This window comes from Pseudonocardia sp. ICBG1293, from assembly GCF_020131355.1.
Taxonomy (GTDB): domain Bacteria; phylum Actinomycetota; class Actinomycetes; order Mycobacteriales; family Pseudonocardiaceae; genus Pseudonocardia.
In genome coordinates this window covers 747,284-765,672 of sequence record NZ_JAHLEL010000038.1, presented here as the reverse complement: position 1 = coordinate 765,672, position 18,389 = coordinate 747,284, and the positions used below count along the sequence as shown (strand labels likewise).

The 18,389-nt window shown below is 74.1% G+C and carries 14 protein-coding genes and 1 tRNA gene; 4 read left to right on the top strand and 11 right to left on the bottom strand.

Features of this window, described 5'->3' with window-relative positions; translation table 11 throughout:
- Nucleotides 1–38 precede the first annotated feature (38 nt).
- From glyA to argS, 11 genes are all read right to left on the bottom strand, one after another.
- Nucleotides 39–1,322, bottom strand: a complete 1,284-nt coding sequence (glyA, locus tag KPF47_RS17315) for a serine hydroxymethyltransferase (protein ID WP_224389775.1) — start codon at nucleotides 1,320–1,322, stop codon at nucleotides 39–41.
- A 75-nt stretch (nucleotides 1,323–1,397) separates the two neighbouring features.
- Nucleotides 1,398–2,060 carry an L-threonylcarbamoyladenylate synthase gene (locus tag KPF47_RS17310; protein WP_224389774.1) on the bottom strand — a complete coding sequence of 221 codons (663 nt, stop codon included), beginning with the start codon at nucleotides 2,058–2,060 and terminating at the stop codon, nucleotides 1,398–1,400.
- A gap of 104 nt (nucleotides 2,061–2,164) precedes the next feature.
- The gene (prmC, locus tag KPF47_RS17305; RefSeq protein ID WP_224389773.1) at nucleotides 2,165–3,064 is read right to left on the bottom strand and encodes a peptide chain release factor N(5)-glutamine methyltransferase; all 900 of its coding nucleotides are present in this window, start codon (nucleotides 3,062–3,064) and stop codon (nucleotides 2,165–2,167) included.
- Between the two features lie 68 nt (nucleotides 3,065–3,132).
- On the bottom strand, nucleotides 3,133–4,209 hold the full coding sequence (gene prfA / locus KPF47_RS17300; RefSeq protein WP_224389772.1) for a peptide chain release factor 1: 1,077 nt from the start codon (nucleotides 4,207–4,209) through the stop codon (nucleotides 3,133–3,135).
- An 89-nt stretch (nucleotides 4,210–4,298) separates the two neighbouring features.
- The gene (rpmE, locus tag KPF47_RS17295) at nucleotides 4,299–4,520 is read right to left on the bottom strand and encodes a 50S ribosomal protein L31 (RefSeq protein ID WP_062397374.1); all 222 of its coding nucleotides are present in this window, start codon (nucleotides 4,518–4,520) and stop codon (nucleotides 4,299–4,301) included.
- 131 nt (nucleotides 4,521–4,651) lie between these two features.
- Nucleotides 4,652–7,015, bottom strand: coding sequence for a transcription termination factor Rho (gene rho / locus KPF47_RS17290; protein WP_374108856.1), 2,364 nt, complete (start codon nucleotides 7,013–7,015; stop codon nucleotides 4,652–4,654).
- 326 nt (nucleotides 7,016–7,341) lie between these two features.
- The gene (gene thrB / locus KPF47_RS17285) at nucleotides 7,342–8,244 is read right to left on the bottom strand and encodes a homoserine kinase (RefSeq protein ID WP_224389771.1); all 903 of its coding nucleotides are present in this window, start codon (nucleotides 8,242–8,244) and stop codon (nucleotides 7,342–7,344) included.
- The gene (gene thrC / locus KPF47_RS17280) at nucleotides 8,244–9,260 is read right to left on the bottom strand and encodes a threonine synthase (RefSeq protein ID WP_255659895.1); all 1,017 of its coding nucleotides are present in this window, start codon (nucleotides 9,258–9,260) and stop codon (nucleotides 8,244–8,246) included. Before thrC ends, thrB begins: the two co-directional genes overlap by 1 nt.
- 164 nt (nucleotides 9,261–9,424) lie before the next feature.
- On the bottom strand, nucleotides 9,425–10,804 hold the full coding sequence (locus KPF47_RS17275) for a homoserine dehydrogenase (RefSeq protein ID WP_224389769.1): 1,380 nt from the start codon (nucleotides 10,802–10,804) through the stop codon (nucleotides 9,425–9,427).
- A gap of 99 nt (nucleotides 10,805–10,903) precedes the next feature.
- Entirely contained in the window at nucleotides 10,904–12,355 is a 1,452-nt protein-coding gene (gene lysA / locus KPF47_RS17270; RefSeq protein WP_224389768.1) for a diaminopimelate decarboxylase, read from the bottom strand.
- Nucleotide 12,356: 1 nt separating this feature from the next.
- Complete coding sequence (argS, locus tag KPF47_RS17265) at nucleotides 12,357–14,006, bottom strand: arginine--tRNA ligase (RefSeq protein ID WP_224389950.1); 1,650 nt, start codon at nucleotides 14,004–14,006, stop codon at nucleotides 12,357–12,359.
- Between the two features lie 73 nt (nucleotides 14,007–14,079).
- Between argS and KPF47_RS17260 the strand changes: the two genes are divergently transcribed.
- From KPF47_RS17260 to KPF47_RS17245, 4 genes are all read left to right on the top strand, one after another.
- Entirely contained in the window at nucleotides 14,080–16,392 is a 2,313-nt protein-coding gene (locus KPF47_RS17260; protein WP_224389767.1) for a hypothetical protein, read from the top strand.
- Nucleotides 16,393–16,448: 56 nt separating this feature from the next.
- A complete protein-coding gene (locus KPF47_RS17255) occupies nucleotides 16,449–17,270 on the top strand; it encodes a DUF3105 domain-containing protein (protein WP_224389766.1) in 822 nt (273 codons plus the stop codon).
- Between the two features lie 7 nt (nucleotides 17,271–17,277).
- Nucleotides 17,278–17,952, top strand: a complete 675-nt coding sequence (locus KPF47_RS17250) for a DUF305 domain-containing protein (protein WP_224389765.1) — start codon at nucleotides 17,278–17,280, stop codon at nucleotides 17,950–17,952.
- Nucleotides 17,953–18,010: 58 nt separating this feature from the next.
- Nucleotides 18,011–18,082: transfer RNA gene (locus KPF47_RS17245), tRNA-Arg, on the top strand.
- Nucleotides 18,083–18,389: the final 307 nt, after the last annotated feature.

Genomic DNA, 18,389 nt, shown 5'->3' with positions numbered 1-18,389 from the left:
GTCGCGAGCGCCTCTCCGCCTCCGCCGTGGGTCTCAGGTCACCCCCGAGGGTAGGCCGGTGCCTTCGCGACGAGTGCGGTGACCGCCTTCGCGACGTCGGCGAGCTCCGCGTCGCCCGCGGCGGTGTCGTGCTCGGCCCTGACCGCGCGGGCCAGCAGGGCGCCGACCTCGGCCATGCCGGCCTCGGTCATCCCCTGGGTGGTGACGCTGGGCGAGCCGACCCGGATGCCCGACGGCTTCATCGGCGGCGCCGGGTCGTAGGGGATGGCGTTCTTGTTCAGCGTGATGCCCGCACGGTCGCAGCGGGTCTCGGCCTCCGAGCCGGTCACGCCGATCGGCCGCAGGTCCAGCAGCGCGAGGTGGTTGTCGGTGCCGCCGGAGACCGCCCGCATGCCCTCGGACTCCAGGCTCTTCGTCAGCGCCTGGGCGTTCGCGATGACCTGACGGGTGTAGGCCTGGTACTCCGGCTGCGCCGCCTCCTTCATCGCCACCGCCTTCGCCGCGACCGCGTGCATCAGCGGGCCACCCTGGGAGAACGGGAAGACGGCCTTGTCGATGGCCTTCGCGTGCTCCTCGCGGCACAGCACCATGCCGCCGCGCGGGCCGCGCAGGACCTTGTGCGTGGTGGCGGTGACGACGTCGGCGTAGGGCACCGGCGACGGGATCGCCTTGCCGGCGACCAGGCCGATGAAGTGCGCGGCGTCGACCATGAGCTTGGCGCCGACCTCGTCGGCGATCTCGCGGAACACCTTGAAGTCGATCAACCGCGGGTACGCGGTCGCCCCGGCGATGATGATCTTCGGCTGGTGCTGCTTGGCCAGGTCGCGGACCTGGTCGTAGTCGATGATCTCGTCGTCCTCACGGACGGTGTAGGACACCGCGTGGAACCACAGGCCGGAGAAGTTGACCTTGCTGCCGTGCGTGAGGTGGCCGCCCTGCTTGAGGTCCATGGCCAGCACGGTGTCGCCGGGCTTGGCGAACGCCGCGTAGGCGGCGAGGTTCGCGCTGGCGCCGGAGTGCGGCTGGAGGTTGGCGTGCTCGGCGCCGAAGAGTTCCTTGGTGCGCGCGTTGCCGATGTTCTCGGCGACGTCGACGACCCCGCAGCCCCCGTAGTAGCGACGGCCGGGGTAGCCCTCGGCGTACTTGTTCGACAGCGTCGACCCGAGCGCCGCCAGCACCGCGGGGCTGGTCAGGTTCTCGCTCGCGATGAGCTGCAGTCCGCCGCGCAGGCGCTCGAGCTCGTCCAGCACGACGCCGGCGATCTCGGGGTCCTGCTGCTGCAGTGCGTGGAAGTCCGGTCCCCAGAAGGTCTGCTCGCTCACGCCGGGACACGCTACCCGCTGCCGTCCCCGCAGGCCGCGGCCGTGCAGGCGTGATCACACCCGCGGACGGCCCGCTCAGACCCGGTCGATCTCCTGGCCGACGACCTCCTCGACCTGCTCGGCGGTCACCCCGCCCTCCCGCAGCATCCGCGGCCGGGCGCCGGTGAGGTCGACGATCGTCGACGCGACCGGGTCACCGGACGGGCCGCCGTCGAGGTAGACCTGGACGCTCGAGGCCAGCTGCGTGATCACCTCGGTGACGTTCGCCGCGGGCGGGTTGCCCGAGGTGTTCGCGCTCGACACCGCCATCGGGCCGACCTCGCGCAGCAGCTCCAGCGCGACCGGGTGCAACGGCATGCGCAGCATGACGGTGCCGCGGGTGCTGCCCAGGTCCCACGCCAGTGACGGCGCGTGCTCCAGCACCAGCGACACCTCCCCCGGCCAGAACGCCTCGATCAGCGCGCGCGCGGACTGCGGGACCCCGGAGACGAGACCGTCGATCGTGGTCCAGGAACCGACGAGCACGCCGACCGGCATGTCCGGGCCGCGCCGCTTGGCGGCGAGCAGCGCACGGACGGCGGTGCCGTTGAACGCGTCGCAGCCGATGCCGTAGACGGTGTCGGTGGGCAGGACGACCAGCTCCCCCGCCCGGACGGCGCGCGCGGCGGCGGTCAGGCCGCGGGTGCGTTCGGCGGGGACGCTGCAGTCGAACAGCGGCTGGGTCTGCGGAGCACTCACGATCCGCGAGGATACGACCGTGCCGCGCGGGAGTGCGGGGCGGCTCACATCCGCGGCGCCGGCGGGGCGTCCGGACGACCGCTCCCCGGTGGGTGGGACGGGCGTCAGGGGCAGGGGACGCGGCGGGCGGTGACGAAACGCGGGCGGCCGGTGAGGTCGTCGTGCTCGGTGACCTCACCGAGCGTGCGACGGCGACGGAGCAGCGCCGGGACCGTCTCGCCGTGGGTGTCGTCGTGTTCGATCGCGAGATGCCCGCCGTGCCGCAGCCACCCGCTGCCCCCGCGCACGACCGCCTGGATGATCTGGGTGCCGTCCGGGCCGCCGAACACGGCGCCGGGCGGGTCCCAACGCTCCACCTCGGGCGGCACCGGCGTGCCGTCCGGGACGTAGGGCGGGTTGCAGACGACCAGGTCGACCGCGCCTTCCAGCTCGATCAGCAGATCGCTCCACCGGACGTCGGCGACGTGCAGGGTGACCGGCCGTCCCCCGGCCCCGACATGCGCGTCGAGGTTGCGCCGGGTCCAGGACAGCGCCGCCGGGTCGGCCTCCAGGGCGTGCACCTCGGCGTCGGGACGGGACACCGCGAAGGCCAGCGCGAGTGCGCCGGACCCGGTGCACAGGTCCAGCACCCGGGGGCGGCGCACGTCGCGGATCGCGGCGAGTCCCCACTCCAGGAGCAGCTCGGTCTCCGGACGCGGGGTGAAGACCCCCGGTCCGACGGCGACCTCGGCCGGGCCGAGCACCGCGGTACCGAGGATGTGCTGCAGCGGTTCGCGGGTCGCACGGCGGGCCACGAGGGCCTGCAGCCGCTCGACGACCGGCGGGTCCACCAGCGGGGTCATCAGCAGCGTGGACCGCGACGAGCCGAGCACGTGCGCGGCGAGCAGCTCCGCGTCGACGCGCGGGGACGCGACGCCCGCCGCCGCCAGGGTGCGCTCGGCCTCCGCGATCGCCACCCGCAGTGGCAGCCGGCTACCGACCGCCGGGGTCGTCGTCTCGGTCACGCTTCCAGTGTCGCCGCTGCGCGGCACCGGGACGCCCCCCGTGACCGGTGCATCACCTGAGCGGGGGATCACTGCTCCTCCTGCTCCCCCGCCATCGCCTCGGCGCGCTCGGCCGCGGTCAGCGCGGCGAGGACGTCCACGAGGTGCCCGTCGAGCACCGCGGACAGGTTGTAGGCCTTGAACCCGACGCGGTGGTCGGAGATCCGGTTCTCCGGGTAGTTGTAGGTGCGGATCCGCTCGGAGCGGTCGACCGTGCGGACCTGCGAGCGGCGCTGCTCCGACGCCGCCTCGGCCGCCTCGGCCTCGGCCTTCGCCTGCAGCCGGACCCGCAGCACATCCAGGGCGCGGGCCTTGTTCTGCAACTGGGAGCGCTCGTTCTGGCAGGTCACGACGATCCCGGTCGGCAGGTGCGTGATCCGCACCGCGGAGTCGGTCGTGTTGACGCTCTGCCCGCCGTGACCCGACGCCCGGTAGACGTCGACCCGGATGTCGGCGTCGTGGATCTCGACGTCGGGGGTGTCGTCGGTGTCGGGGAGGACCAGCACACCGGCCGCGGAGGTGTGGATGCGGCCCTGCGACTCGGTCACCGGGACACGCTGCACGCGGTGCACGCCGCCCTCGAACTTCAACGCGGCCCACACCCCGTCGACCGGGTCCTTGCTGCGCAGCGACAGCGTGATGTCCTTGTACCCGCCCAGGTCGGACGGGGTCGCGCCCAGCACCTCGACCTTCCAGCCACGGCTCTCCGCGTAGCGGCTGTACATCCGCACGAGGTCGCCGGCGAACAGCGCCGACTCCTCGCCGCCCTCCCCGGACTTGACCTCCATCAGGACGTCGTCGCCGTCGTGCGGGTCCCGGGGGCGCAGCAGCTCGGTCAGCTCGGTCTCGAGCTCCACGATGCGGGTGTCCAGCGCATCGGCCTCGGCGGCGAAGGCGCGGTCCTCGGAGGCCAGCTCGCGGGCGGCGTCGCGGTCCTCGCGGACCCGGGCGAGCTCGCGGGCGCAGCGCACGACCGGGCCGAGCTCGGCGTAGCGGCGGCCCAGCTTGCGGGCCTGCACCTGGTCGGACAGGACGCCCGCGTCGGCGAGACGCTGCTCCAGCTCGGCGTGCTCGTCGAGCAGGGCGTCGACCGACTGCGTACTCATCGGAGAATCCTTCGCGGCGCGGGGGGCGGGAACGCGAAACGGCGCCCGTCCCCTCGCGTGCGGCGAGGCGACGGGCGCCGTGTCGGGAGCTACTTGGCGGCGCGCTCGCGCTTCCCGTAGCGGGCCTCGAAGCGGGCCACGCGGCCACCGGAGTCCAGGATCTTCTGCTTGCCGGTGTAGAACGGGTGGCAGGCGGAGCAGACCTCGACGCTGATGGCGCCGCTGTTCTTGGTGCTGCGGGTGGTGAACTGGTTGCCGCAACCGCAGGTGACCTGGGTGTCGACGTACTGAGGGTGGATTCCCTCGCGCATGGCTCTCTCCTCATCGTTGGCCGCCGGGTCCCTGGAGATCCAGGGTGAACCGGTGCCGGGAAGCTGACGCTCCATTCAACCATCCGGGCCCCGGCGGAATTCCCACCGGGGCCCGGACGGAACGGCGACGACTAGTCCTCGTCGTTGCCGGGGGCGTTCTTGGCGACCTGCATCAGGAACTCGATGTTGGTCTTGGTCTTCTTGAGCCGGCCGAGCACCAGGTCCAGCGCCTGCTGGTCGTCGAGCGCGGCGAGGACACGGCGGAGCTTCACCATCACCGCGTGCTCGTCGGGCGACATCAGCAGCTCCTCCTTGCGGGTGCTGCTGTCCCCGACGTCGATGGCCGGGAAGATCCGCTTGTCGGCGATCTTCCGGTCCAGCTTCAGCTCGGCGTTGCCGGTGCCCTTGAACTCCTCGAAGATCACCGTGTCCATCGTGGACCCGGTCTCGACCAGTGCGGTCGCGAAGATGGTGAGCGAGCCACCGTCCTCGATGTTGCGCGCGGCGCCGAGGAAGCGCTTGGGCGGGTAGAGCGCCGTGGAGTCGACACCACCGGACAGGATCCGGCCCGACGCCGGCGCGGCCAGGTTGTAGGCGCGCCCGAGGCGGGTGATGTTGTCCAGCAGGACGACGACGTCGTGCCCCATCTCGACCAGGCGCTTGGCCCGCTCGATGGACAGCTCGGCGACGGCGGTGTGGTCCGACGGCGGGCGGTCGAAGGTCGAGGCGATGACCTCGCCCTTCACCGACCGCTGCATGTCGGTGACCTCCTCGGGCCGCTCGTCGACGAGGACGACCATGAGGTGGCACTCGGGGTTGTTCGTCGTGATCGCGTTCGCGATGTTCTGCATGATCGTTGTCTTGCCCGCCTTGGGCGGGGACACGATCAGCGCACGCTGCCCCTTGCCGACCGGCATGATCAGGTCGATCACGCGGGTGGTCAGCTGGCTCGGGTCGGTCTCCAGGCGGAGCCGCTCGTTGGGGTAGAGCGGGGTCAGCTTGGTGAACTCGGGCCGGTTGCGCGCGGCCTCCGGGTCCCGCCCGTTGATCGAGTCGACGCGCACCAGCGGGTTGAACTTCTGCCGCTGCTGCTCGCCCTCCCGGGGCTGGCGGACGGCGCCGGTGATGGCGTCGCCGCGGCGCAGGCCGTTCTTGCGGACCATCGACATCGACACGTAGACGTCGGTCGGGCCGGACAGGTAGCCGGTGGTGCGCACGAACGCGTAGTTGTCGAGGATGTCCACGATGCCGGCGACCGGCAGCAGGACGTCGTCGTCGCGGATCTCGGTGTCCACGCCGCCGCCGGCGGCGGCGCCACCGGGGCGCTCGCGGTCCCGGCCACGACGACGGTCGCGGAACCGGCGCCCGCGGCGACCGCGGCCGTCCCCGTCGTCACCGTCGTCGTCGCGGAAGTCGTTCCGGTCGGCGCCACGGTCGTTGTTCCGGTCGGCGTTGCGGTCGGCGTTGCGGTCGTTGTTCCGGTCGGCGTTGCGGTCGTTGCCGCGGTCGCCGTTCCGCTCGCCGCGGCTGTCGCCGCGGTCGCCGGTCCGGTCGCCGTTGCGGTTCCCGCGGTTGCCGCGGCCACCGTCGTCGCCGTCACGGTTGCGCCCGCCACGGCCGTTGTCGCCGTTCGCACCGTTGCCGCGGCCGTTGTCGTCGCGGCCCTCGCCGTTGCGGTCGGAGCCCCGCTCGGCGTTGCGGTCGGCCCCACGGCCGCGGCGACGGTCGCCGTCGCCGGCGGGGTCGTCACCGTCGGCATCGCGACGGGCGTCCTTCTGGCCCGCGTCCCTGGCCGTGTCCTTCGGGACCGTGTCCTTCGGGCCCGCGTCCTTCGGGGCGTCCTTGGGAGCGCCGTCCTTCTGCCCGTTGTCCTCGCCCTGCCCGCGGCGACGGGTACGACCCCGGCGGCTCGCACCGTCGGAGTCCTCGCGGCGCTCCTCGGCGGGGGCCGGCGTCGTCCCGGCCTGCTCCGGGGCGCTCGCGGCCGGGGCGGCCTGCTCCGGCGCGGCGGCCGGCGCGCTCTCGGTGACGGCGGCCGGGGCCGCAGCGGCGGTGCCGGTGTCCGCGGTCGCGCCGTCGGTCGCGGTGGCGTCGGGGGCGCCTGCCGGGCGGGTCGCCGCGCGACGGCGGCGGGCGCGCGGCGCGGGGGCCTCGGGCTGCTCGGCCGCCGCCGGGGGGGCGGATGCGGTCGCGCCGTTGCCGGCGGGGGCCGCGGCCGTGTCGCCGAGGGCCAGCTGCGGCGCGTCCGCGCCGTCGGTGCCGGCGGGGGCCGCCTTCGCCCTCGGCTTCTTCGCAGGGGCCGCCGCCGCTCCGCCCTGACGCTCCTTGATGGCCGCGATCAGGTCGCCCTTACGCATGCCGGAGATGTCCGGGACGTTCAGCTCGGTCGCCAGCTGGCGCAGCTCGGCCAGCACCATGCCGGACAGGCCGCCGCGTCGGCGGGGCGCCGCCTCGGCCGACGCGGTTCCGGTACCGGCGAGATCGGTCTCGCTCACAGAGTTCCTTCCTGACCGACCCGGTTACCTGTCCAGGTCAGGGGATGTCACACGCTCGGCCGATACGGAGACCCCGTATCGGCAGCATTCACAGATGGAGTCCCACGACGACGTCGCGGGAGTCAGGCCGCCCGTTCGGGATTCCGAGTCCAGTTCAGAAAGGAGATCGGGCGAGCGGGCCCGGCCGCAAGACTACGCCGATGTCGCGTGGATCGCCATGCACGGGCGAGACTAGTCCGTACACCCCGGGGCGGCAACAACCCCCCTCGGACGACGCGCCGACGCACGGGGTCGCGTACCTCACGTTCCCGGCGGACGCACCGGGCTCACCGCACCTCGACGTGCACACCGGCCGTGTCGACCGGCAGCCGCTGCACCGCGAAACCGTCGGTGTCGACGTCGCCGGGCAGCACGCCGTCGCCGGTCAGGGCCAGCACCGTCGGCCCGGCACCGGAGATCGCCGCCGGCACCCCGTGCTCGCGCAGCGCCTCGACCAGCCGCAGCGACGACGGGTACGCCGGCCGCCGGTAGGGCTGGTGCAGCCGGTCCTCGGTGGCCGCCATGAGCAGGTCGGGCCGCCGGGTCATCGCCAGCACCGCGAGCGCACAGCGGCTGCCGGTGAACGCGGCGTCGGCCAGCGGGACCTGCTCGGGGAGCAGCCCGCGGGTGGTCTTGGTCGACGACTCCACGTCGGGCACGCAGGCGACCGGGTGCACGTCGGGATGCACCTCCAGCTTCTCGGCGTGGAAGCGGCGTGCGCTGCCGGTGTGCTCCCAGGCCACGACGAACCCGCCGAGCAGGCTGGCCGCCGCGTTGTCCGCGTGGCCCTCCATCCCGGCCGAGAGCTGCAGCAGCGCGTCCCGCTCCAGCTCCGGGTCCCGTCCGGCCAGCACCGCCGCGGCCGTCACCCCGGCGACGGCGGCCGCGGCCGAGCTGCCGAGGCCACGCGAGTGCGGTACCGCGTTGACACACCGCAGCCGCAGCCCGGCGGGCGCACCGCCGAACGTCTCGAAGGCCAGGCGCATCGCCCGCAGGACCAGGTGCCGCTCGTCACGGGGGACGTGCCGACAGCCCTGCCCCGAGACGTCGACGAACAGCCCCGGCGTCTCGAAGGTCTCGACCTCGATCTCGTCGTACAGCGCCAGGGCCATACCGAGGGAGTCGAAGCCGGGCCCCAGGTTGGCCGTCGATCCCGGGACCCGCACCAGCACGCGCGTCGGGCGGCCCATCAGGCCAGCTCGAGCGCCGCCGCGACCGCGCCGGGGTCGATCGGCACGATCTCCGGGTCCGGCGCGGTGAGCAGAGCGGTGTCGGGGTCCTTGAGGCCGTGCCCGGTCACCGTGCACACCACCAGCGAGTCCGCGGGCAGGGTGCCGTTCTCCCGGCTCTGCAGCAGCCCGGCGACGCTGGAGGCCGATGCCGGCTCGACGAACACGCCCTCCTGGGCCGACAGCATCCGGTACGCGGCGAGGATCTCGTCGTCGGTGACCGCGGCGAACCTGCCGTCGGACTCGTCGCGGGCGGTGGTCGCGCCCTTCCAGGAGGCTGGGGCACCGATCCGGATCGCGGTCGCGATCGTCTCCGGGTCGCTGACCGGGGCGCCGTGCACCAGCGGTGCCGCGCCGGCGGCCTGGAAGCCGAACATCCGCGGCAGCGCGGAGATGACGCCGTCGGCGTGGTAGCCGCGGTACCCGTGCCAGTACGCCGTGATGTTGCCGGCGTTTCCGACCGGCAGGCAGTGCACGTCGGGCGCGCGGCCGAGCTGGTCACAGATCTCGTAGGCGGCCGAGGCCTGGCCCGCGATCCGGGTCGGGTTCACCGAGTTGACCAGCGCGATCGCCGGGTAGTCCGCGGTGGTCTTGCGGGCCAGCTCCAGGCAGTCGTCGAAGTTGCCGTCGATCTGCAGGATCCGGGCGCCGTGCGCGACGGCCTGGGCGAGCTTGCCCAGCGCGATCTTCCCGGTCGGTACGAGGACCGCACAGGTCATCCCGGCCCGGGTGGCGTACGCGGCGGCCGACGCCGAGGTGTTCCCGGTGGAGGCGCACAGCACGCTGGACTTGCCCTCGGCGAGCGCGGCGGTGACCGCCATCGTCATGCCGCGGTCCTTGAACGAGCCGGTCGGGTTGGCGCCGTCGACCTTCAGGTAGACCTGGCAGCCGGTCCGCTCGGACAACCGCGGGGCCGGCAGCAGCGGGGTGCCACCCTCCCCCAGGGTCACCACGGTCCAGTCCGGCTGCACCGGCATCCGGTCGCGGTAGGCCTCGATGACGCCCGGCCACTGGCCGGGCGGCGGCGGCGCGACCGCACCGGCGACCTGGGTCACCGGGCCGAAGGGGCCGGAGGCGGGCCCCCGGACGTTCTGCACGCTGCCCGTCACGACCGGTCCACTCCCTGGGTTGTCACTCGTGGTCATTCGCCCATGCCCAGCGCGCTCACCGCGCGGCCCAGGCCCTCGACCCGCAGCACACCCGCGACGCCGAGCACGTGGTCGAGGTCCAGCAGCGCCGACACCGTGGCCGACAGCGCGGCCTCCGGCGCGGAGTGCGTGACGACCGTCAGCCGGGCCTGGCTGCGGTCCGAGCCGTCGGCCCGGTCCACCGACCCGTTCACCCCGCCGGTCTGGCGGACCGCGGCGATGGAGACGCCGTTGCGCGCGAACTCGCTCGCGATCGTGGCGAGCACGCCCTCGCGGTCGGCCACCTCGAGGTCGACGTGGTACCGGGTGGGCACCTCGCCGATCGGGCGGACCGGCAGGCTGGCGTAGGCGGACTCGCGCGGCCCGCGGCCGCCGCCGACCCGGTTGCGCGCCACCGCGACGAGATCGCCGAGCACCGCGGACGCGGTCGGCGCACCACCGGCACCCTGGCCGTAGAACATGAGCTGGCCCGCGGCCTCGGCCTCGACGAAGACGGCGTTGAACGCACCGTCGACGCCGGCCAGCGGGTGCGAGTCGGGGACCATCGCCGGGTAGACCCGCGCGGAGACCGACTCGGCGCCGTCGGCGTCGGTGACCCGCTCGCAGATGGCCAGCAGCTTGATCGTGCAGCCGAGCCTGCGGGCGGCGGCGACGTCGGACGCGCTCACCTCACGCATGCCCTCGCGGTGCACGTCGGAGGCGGTGAAGCGGGTGTGGAACGCCAGCGAGGCCAGGATCGCGGCCTTGGAGGCGGCGTCGTAGCCGTCGACGTCGGCGCTGGGGTCGGCCTCGGCGTAGCCCAGCCGGGTCGCCTCCTCCAGCGCGTCGACGTAGGACGTCCCGCCCGACGACATCGCCGAGAGGATGAAGTTCGAGGTGCCGTTCACGATGCCCGCGACCCGGGTGATGCGGTCGCCGGCCAGGGACTCGCGCAGCGGGCGCAGCAGCGGGATCGCCCCGGCGACGGCGGCCTCGTAGTAGAGGTCGGCGCCGGAGGCGTCGGCGGCCTCGGCGAGCGTCGGGCCGTCCTCGGCGAGCAGCGCCTTGTTCGCCGTCACCACCGAGCGGCCGGACTTGAGCGCCTCCAGCAGCCAGCCGCGGACCGGCTCGATCCCGCCGATGACCTCGACGACGACGTCGACGTCGTCGCGGGTCACGAGCTCGCCGGCATCGGTGGTGACCAGGTCCGGGAAGTTCTCGGTGAGCCACGGGTGCCGGTGCGGGCGCCGCACCGCGACCCCGGCCAGCTCGATGCGGGCACCCACCCGGGCGGCCAGCTCGTCGGCCTGCTCGGTGATGAGCCGGACCACCTCGGTGCCGACGGTGCCGCAGCCCAGCAGTGCCACCCGGACGGCGCCGGTCTCGCTCGCCACGTGTCCTCCTCGCGTGCACGCGCCCCGCGGACGCGCGCCGATCATTCCTGGTGGGACGGGTGCAGGACGTCCCGGGTGGTGGTTCTCACCCGGTCCGGACTACACCTCGAAACGGAACTGGTCCTCCGGAGTCTCGCGGCGCAGCAGGGTCCGGTCGACCCCGTCACGGACCGCGACGACCGCCGGCCGCGGCAGCCGGTTGTACCCCGACGCCATCGCGTAGCAGTAGGCCCCGGTCGCCGCCACGGCGAGCAGGTCGCCAGGCGCGAGGTCGGCGGGCAGCCAGCAGTCGCGCACCACGATGTCACCCGACTCGCAGTGCTTGCCGACCACCCGCGACAGCACCGGCTCGTCGCCACCGGGGACCGAGTCGCGCCCGGACGCCCGGGACACGAGCCGGACGTCGTACTCGGCGTCGTAGAGGGAGGTGCGGATGTTGTCGCTCATCCCGCCGTCGACGCTGACGTAGCGCCGGGAGTACCCGCCCAGCGGGACGTCCTTGGTCGTGCCGACCTCGTAGAGGGTGACGGTGCCCGGCCCGGCGATGGCGCGACCCGGCTCGACCGCGATCCCCGGCGCGTCCAGCCCGGACGCCGCGCACTCGCGCTTGACGATCGCGCGCAGCTCCTCGGCCAGGGCGGGCATCGACAGCGGGGTGTCCCCCGGCCGGTAGGCGATGCCGATGCCGCCGCCCAGGTCCAGGGTGCGCAGCGCGGTCAGGTTCGCCGAGCCGTGCTCGGCGTGCAGGTCCGCGAGCACCCGCACGACGCGTCGCGCCGCGGCCTCGAAGCCCTCGGTCTCGAAGATCTGGCTGCCGATGTGGGAGTGCAGCCCGACGAGCTCCAGGTGGTGGGCGGCCAGCACCCGGCGCGCGGCCTCGTGCGCGGCCGAGTCCCGCTTGCCCTCGGTCGTCGCGATGGAGAACCCGAACTTCTGGTCCTCGTGCGCGGTGGCGATGTACTCGTGGGTGTGCGCCTCGACGCCGACGGTGAGCCGGATCAGCACCGGAGCGGTGACGCCGTGCTCGGCGGCGACGGACTCCAGGCGGGCGATCTCGTCGAAGGAGTCGACGACGATCCCGCCGACCCCGGCCCCGACGGCGGCGTCGAGCTCGGCGACGGACTTGTTGTTGCCGTGCAGCGCGATCCGCTCGGGCGGGAACTCCGCCCGCAGCGCGACGGCGAGCTCGCCGCCGGAGCACACGTCGAGCGACAGCCCCTCCTGCGCGACCCAGCGGGCGATCTCGGTGCACAGGAACGCCTTGGCCGCGTAGTGCACGGCGGACGCCCCGAAGGCCGCGGCGAACTCGGCGCAGCGGCCGCGGAAGTCGTCCTCGTCGAGCACGAACAGCGGGGTGCCGTGGGTGGCCGCGAGGTCGCGGACGTCGGCGCCGGCCACGCGCAACGCGCCGTCCTCGCCGCGGGCGGCGTACCGCGGCCAGACCGCGGGGGCCAGCCGGTCCAGCTCCGCCGCCGACGACGGGCGGGGCCCGGCCGACTCGGGCGCGGGTGTGAGGCCCGCGTGCAGCGGACCTGCGGGGTGGGCCCTCATGTCACATCCGTTCCGGGGCGTCGACGCCGAGCAGCGCGAGGCCGTTGGCGAGCACGGTCCGGGCGGCGACGCAGAGCGCCAGCCGGGCCCGGTGCAGGTCGGAGATCTCCTCGTCGCCCTGGGGCAGGACACGGCAGGAGTCGTAGAACTTGTGGTACGCCCCGGCCAGTGCCTCCAGGTAGCGGGCCACCCGGTGCGGCTCGCGCAGCTCGGCGGCGGTGCGCAGGACGTCGCCGAACTCGCCGAGGGTGCGGATCAGGTCGCCCTCGCGGGGGTGCTCGAGCAGCCCGTAGTCGCTGCCGGCGGTGACGCCGAGGTCGGCCGCGTTGCGGGCCAGCGAGGACAGCCGGGCGTGGGCGTACTGGACGTAGAAGACCGGGTTGTCGTTGGTGCGGCTGGCGAGCAGGTCCAGGTCGATGTCCAGGCTCGAGTCCACCGACGAGCGCACGAGCGAGTACCGGGCGGCGTCGACGCCGACGGCCTCCACCAGGTCGTCCATCGTGACGACGGTGCCGGCGCGCTTGCTCATCCGGACCGGCCTGCCGTCCTTCACCAGGTTGACCAGCTGCCCGATGAGGACCTCGACCACCGCCGGGTCGTCGCCGAAGGCGGCCGCGGCGGCCTTGAGCCGGGCGACGTAGCCGTGGTGGTCGGCGCCGAGCATGTAGATGCACAGGTCGAACCCGCGGGCCCGCTTGTCGCGCAGGTAGGCGATGTCGCCCGCGATGTAGGCGGGGCGCCCGTCGGACTTGATGACGACGCGGTCCTTGTCGTCGCCGTGGTCGGTGGAGCGCAGCCACCAGGCGCCGTCGGCCTCGTAGAGCGAGCCGTTCTCCCTGAGGGCGGCGACCGAGGCCTCCACCGCACCGGAGTCGTGCAGCGACTGCTCGTGGAACCAGACGTCGAACTCGACCCGGAACTCGCCGAGCTTGGCCTTGATCTCGTCGAACATGAGGCCGACGCCGACCCGGCGGAACGCCTCGTCCCGCTCGGTGTCGGCCAGCTCCAGCACGCCGGGCTCGGCCGCGACGACGCGCTGCGCGATCTCGGCGATGTAGGCGCCGCCGTAGCCGTTCTCCGGGGCGGGCTCCCCCTTCGCGGCCGCGACCAGCGAGCCGACGAACCGGTCGATCTGGGCGCCCGCGTCGTTGAAGTAGTACTCACGGGTGACCTTCGCGCCGCGCGCGGACAGCACCCGGCCGAGCGCGTCACCGACCGCGGCCCACCGGGTGCCGCCCAGGTGCAGCGGGCCGGTCGGGTTGGCGGAGACGAACTCCAGGTTCACGTTCCGCCCGGCCAGCTCGTCGCCGGTGCCGTAGCCGGCGCCCGCGGCGAGGACCTCGCCGACGACGGCGCCCTGCGCGTCGGCGGCCAGGCGCAGGTTGATGAAGCCGGGACCGGCGATCTCGGCGCTCGCGACGCCGTCGCGGGTGGCCAGCTCCTCGGCCAGCCAGGTGGCGAGCTCGCGCGGGTTCACGCCCGCCTTCTTCGCGGTGCGCAGCGCGATGTTGGTCGCGTAGTCGCCGTGGTCGGGGTTGCGCGGACGCTCGACACCGGCGTCGGCCGGCAGCGCGGAGACGTCCAGGTCGCGTCGGAGCAGCACGTCCCGCGCGACGTCACGGACCAGGTCGGCGAGCACGTCGGGATTCACCACCCGGATTCTACGGAGGGACACCCGGCCCCCTCATGCAGGTATCGGTGCCCGACCGGCGACGATGCCCGACGTGACGACTCCCTCCACCGACCGGCGTACGGACCACCCGGGTGTGACCGGGCGGACCGTGGCGCTGTGTTCCGGTGCGCTCGCGGCGCTGCTCGGTGCGGGGTTCGTCGCGGTGTCGCTGGCCTACAACCACGGGAGCCTGGTCCCGCCGCTCGACGACGTCTACATCCACCTGCAGTACGCCCGGCAGTTCGGCGACGGCGAGCCGCTGCGCTACCAGCCCGGTGCCCCGATCACGACGGGCGCATCGAGCCTGTTGTGGATGGCACTGCTCGGCGCCGCGCACGCGGTCGGGTTCGACGGCCGGTGGCTGCTCGCCGTCGCCGTCGTGGGCGGGGTCGCCGGGGTCGCCGCCACCGCGGCCCTCACCTCCGCCGCCGCCACCCGCCTGGGTGGGCGTGCCGCCGGGGTGTGGGCGGGGTTGCTCACGGCGCTGTGCGGGCCGTTGCTGTGGGGCGGGGCCAGCGGGATGGAGGTGGGGCTGCTCGCGGCCCTGACCAGCGGCACGCTGCTCGCCTACCTGCGCGAACGCCCCCGGTTCCGGTGGACGCCGGTGGTGGCGGCGCTGCTCGCGCTCACCCGGCCCGAGGGGTTCCTGATCGCCGGCGCGTTCGTCGTCGCGATGCTCTGGACCCTGCTCCGGCCGGCGTGGGTCCGGGTCGCCCACCCCCTCCTGGTCGCACGAACGGGCCCGTCGTCCGAACCTTTCGTACGAAGGGCCCGCTCGTGCGAGAGGGAGAGGGGCGATGGGGAGGGGCGCGACGGGGAGGGCACCGCTCCGGACGGGGAGGGCGGGGCCGGGCTCGGCGGTGCGGGGACCGGCGGCGCGGGGACCGACCGAGCGGGGGCGGGCGGGGCCGCGCCGTGGGGCCGGGTCGCGCTCGTCGCACTGCCGGTGGTGGCGTTCGCCGGGCAGCTGCTGCTGTTCCGGGTGCTCACCGGGACCTCGCAGGCCAACGGGGTGCTCGCGAAGTCGTGGCTGCACACCGGTTTCCTGCACCAGCCGCTGGAGATCGCCGACCACGTGCAGCGCAACGTCGCGGCGATCCTGGCGTCCCTGGCCGGGCTGTCCGGGCAGGACGTCCTCGCCCCGCTCGCGCTGGTGCTCGTGGTGCTCGGCCTCGCCGCGCTCGTCGCGCACGGGGAACGGATCCTCGCGGTGGTCCTCGGCGGCGGGCTGACCCTGGTCGTGCTCGCCGTCGCCACCCTGACCACCGCGATGTGGCAGGACCTGCGCTACCTGCAGCCGTTCCTGCCGCTGCTGCTCCTGCTCGTGGTGCTGGGCGCCGGGCTCGTACCGCACCGGGCGGTGCGCGGCGGGCTGCTCGTGGTGGTGCTGCTGTTCACCGTGGCCGCGACGCCCGCCTGGGCGGTGCGGCTGGGCCAGCAGGCGTCGGCGATGCGGGAGGGCCCGGTCGGCGTCGCGCAGTGGATCGCCGGGAACGTTCCGCCGGGCGAGGCCGTCGCCGTCAACGACGTCGGCGCCGCCGCCTGGTTCGGCGGGCACCGCACCGTCGACCTGGTCGGCCTGACCACCAACGGGATGGCGGCGCCCTCGCTGAACGGGGCGGGCACCCTCTACGAGGCGCTGCGGGCGCTGCCGGAGCCCGAGCGGCCCCGGTGGTTCGCGGTGTTCGACCGTTGGGGCGGGGTCCCGGTCGCCGACCTCGGTCGGGCCGGGCTGCTCGGTGCCGAACCGGTCATCACCTTCGCGCTGACCGCCCCCGCCCGGCCGGTGTCGCCGTCGGCACCGCAGACCTGTCAGATCGACCGCAGCTGCGACCGGGTGAGCATCTGGCGCGCGGACTGGTCCGCCGCGGACTCCGCGCGGGCACCCGACCTGCCGGTGCCCGGGCGGGTCGTCGACCACCTGAACGTCGGGGACATGGCCGACGAGGCGGCGCACGGCTGGACGACCGACCCGCCGGTGCTCGGCGTGCAGCCGGACTCGGCGCTGGACCGCGCCACCGTCGCGCCGGGACGGCTCGTCGCCGACAGCGGCCGCCACGTCGTCGGCGGGGAGACGTTCACCCTCGGTGGCACGGTCCCCGGGCGGCCGGTCACCCTGACCGGGCGGATCGGCGCCGGTCCCGCGCTGCCCGGCGAGCGGACCCGGGTCGTCGCCGTCGACGTCGACGGCCGTCCCGCCGGGGAGTGGACGCTGCCGGACGCGCAGCCGTGGGCCCAGGCCTCGTTCACGGTGCCCGGGGCGCTCGTGACCGGTGACCGCGTCACGGTGACCACCCGACCGGTCGCGCCGCTGCTCGCGCCCTACCCGGACTACCGCTCCTACGGGTGGTGGGCGAGCCGCTGACGGGGCCTTCCTAGACTCGGGCGAACCCGCCCGCCGACCACGAACAGGACTCCCCCATGGCCAGCGGCAAGTCCGGCAAGAAGCGACCGTCGATGCCGAGCGCGGTCGGCCAGCGCCAGTTCCCCTGGGGCATGGTCGCGGCGATCACCGTGCTGGTGCTGCTGGCGGGGGCGTTCATCGTCTACCCGCTGGTGCAGCGCAACCAGAACCAGCAGTGGGTCCCCTCCGAGGACAACCGGAACCCGGCGCTCGCGATCCCGGGCATCGTCAGCCAGGAGTACCCGGGCCTGCAGCACGTGCTCGGCTTCCAGCGGGTCGCCTACACCCACAGCCCGCCCTTCGGCGGAGCGCACGACGGCTTCTGGGCCGCCTGCAACGGCGTGGTCTACCCGAACCCGGTGCGCTCGGAGAACCTCGTGCACTCCCTGGAGCACGGCGCCGTGTGGATCGCCTACAACCCCGACACCCTCGACGAGGCGGGTCGGGCCGCGCTGGCCCAGCGGGTCGAGGGTCAGCCGTACACGGTCATGTCGCCCTACCCCGGCCTGGACGCCCCGATCTCGCTGCAGTCCTGGGGCAACCAGCTCAAGGTCCAGACCGCCGACGACGAGCGCATCGACCAGTTCGTCCGCGCGCTGCGGCTCAACCGGTTCACCCACCCCGAGGTGGGCGCCTCCTGCGACGCGCTCGGTGGGCAGGGCTTCGACCAGGACAACCCGCCGGCGTTCGAGCCGATCCCGGAGCAGTCCGCCGTCGACGGGCAGACGGTCCTGCCCGAGAACCAGGGCGCGACCCCGGGTGGCGCCCCCGCCCCGGACCCCGCGGTCCCCGGCCAGCCCGCACCGGCCCCGGCGCCCGCACCGGCCCCCGGGCAGTGACGGCGCGATGACGGGCCCCGCCGACGACACCCCGGCCCTGCGCAACCCGCTCACGATCACGCTGGGCGTGGTCGCGCTGGCCGCGGTGCTCGTCGCCGGGCTCGCCGTCCGCGGGGTGTTCGGGCCGTTCGTGCCCGACCCGGGCTCGGTCGACGTCGGCTTCGCCCAGGACATGACGGTGCACCACCGCCAGGCCGTCGAGATGGCGTCCTGGGAGCGCGACCGTGCGTCCGACCCGCGGGTGCGCCAGCTGGCGTTCGACATCGAGACCACCCAGAACCAGCAGGTCGGGCGGATGCAGGGCTGGCTCGGCCTGTGGGATGCACCGAGCCTGCCCAGCGGTGGCCACATGGCCTGGATGGAGGAGTCGGCGCACGCCGGGATGTCCGGCATGGGTGGCACGGGTGGCGGGACGGCCACGATGCCGGGCATGGCGACCTCGGCCGACCTGGCGCGCTTCCGGGCCACCCCGCCCGGCACCGCGCTCGACGTCGAGTTCCTCCAGCTCATGTTGCGCCACCACGAGGGCGGCGTGTCGATGCTGGAGTACGGGCGCGACCACGCCGACACCGCCGAGGTGCGGAACCTGGCCGGGCAGATGCTGTCGTCCCAGAACTCCGAGGCGGACCTGATGCGCGGGCTGCTCGCCGAGCGCGGTGCCGCACCGCTGCCGCTCGGCTGATCGACAGCCCCCGTGTCGGGGGCTCCGACACCGTGCGCTACTGTTCTCCCATCGCACGGCCCCCGTAGCTCAGGGGATAGAGCACCGCCCTCCGGAGGCGGGAGCGCAGGTTCGAATCCTGCCGGGGGCACTACCAGTGCCAACAGCGACAATCGGTCCCTCACCTGCTGAAACAGGTCGAGGGATCGTTTTCGTCGTGTCCGTGTCACCGGTGGTGGGTGATCATCGGTTTCTCGTCGTCCCCTCCCCGGGAGCACCACGCGCAGCAGACCTGACGAGCCGGGGTGTCGCGGCGTGGGCGGACCGGTCCACGTGCGGCCCGGGGACCGAGCGCCTGGACGCCGACCGCCACTCCGTCCTCCGGAGACCTGCTGTCACCGCCGTCGCGGCGACGACCACCCGCGGCGCGCGCCGGACGGTCCGGTCGGGGCGGGATG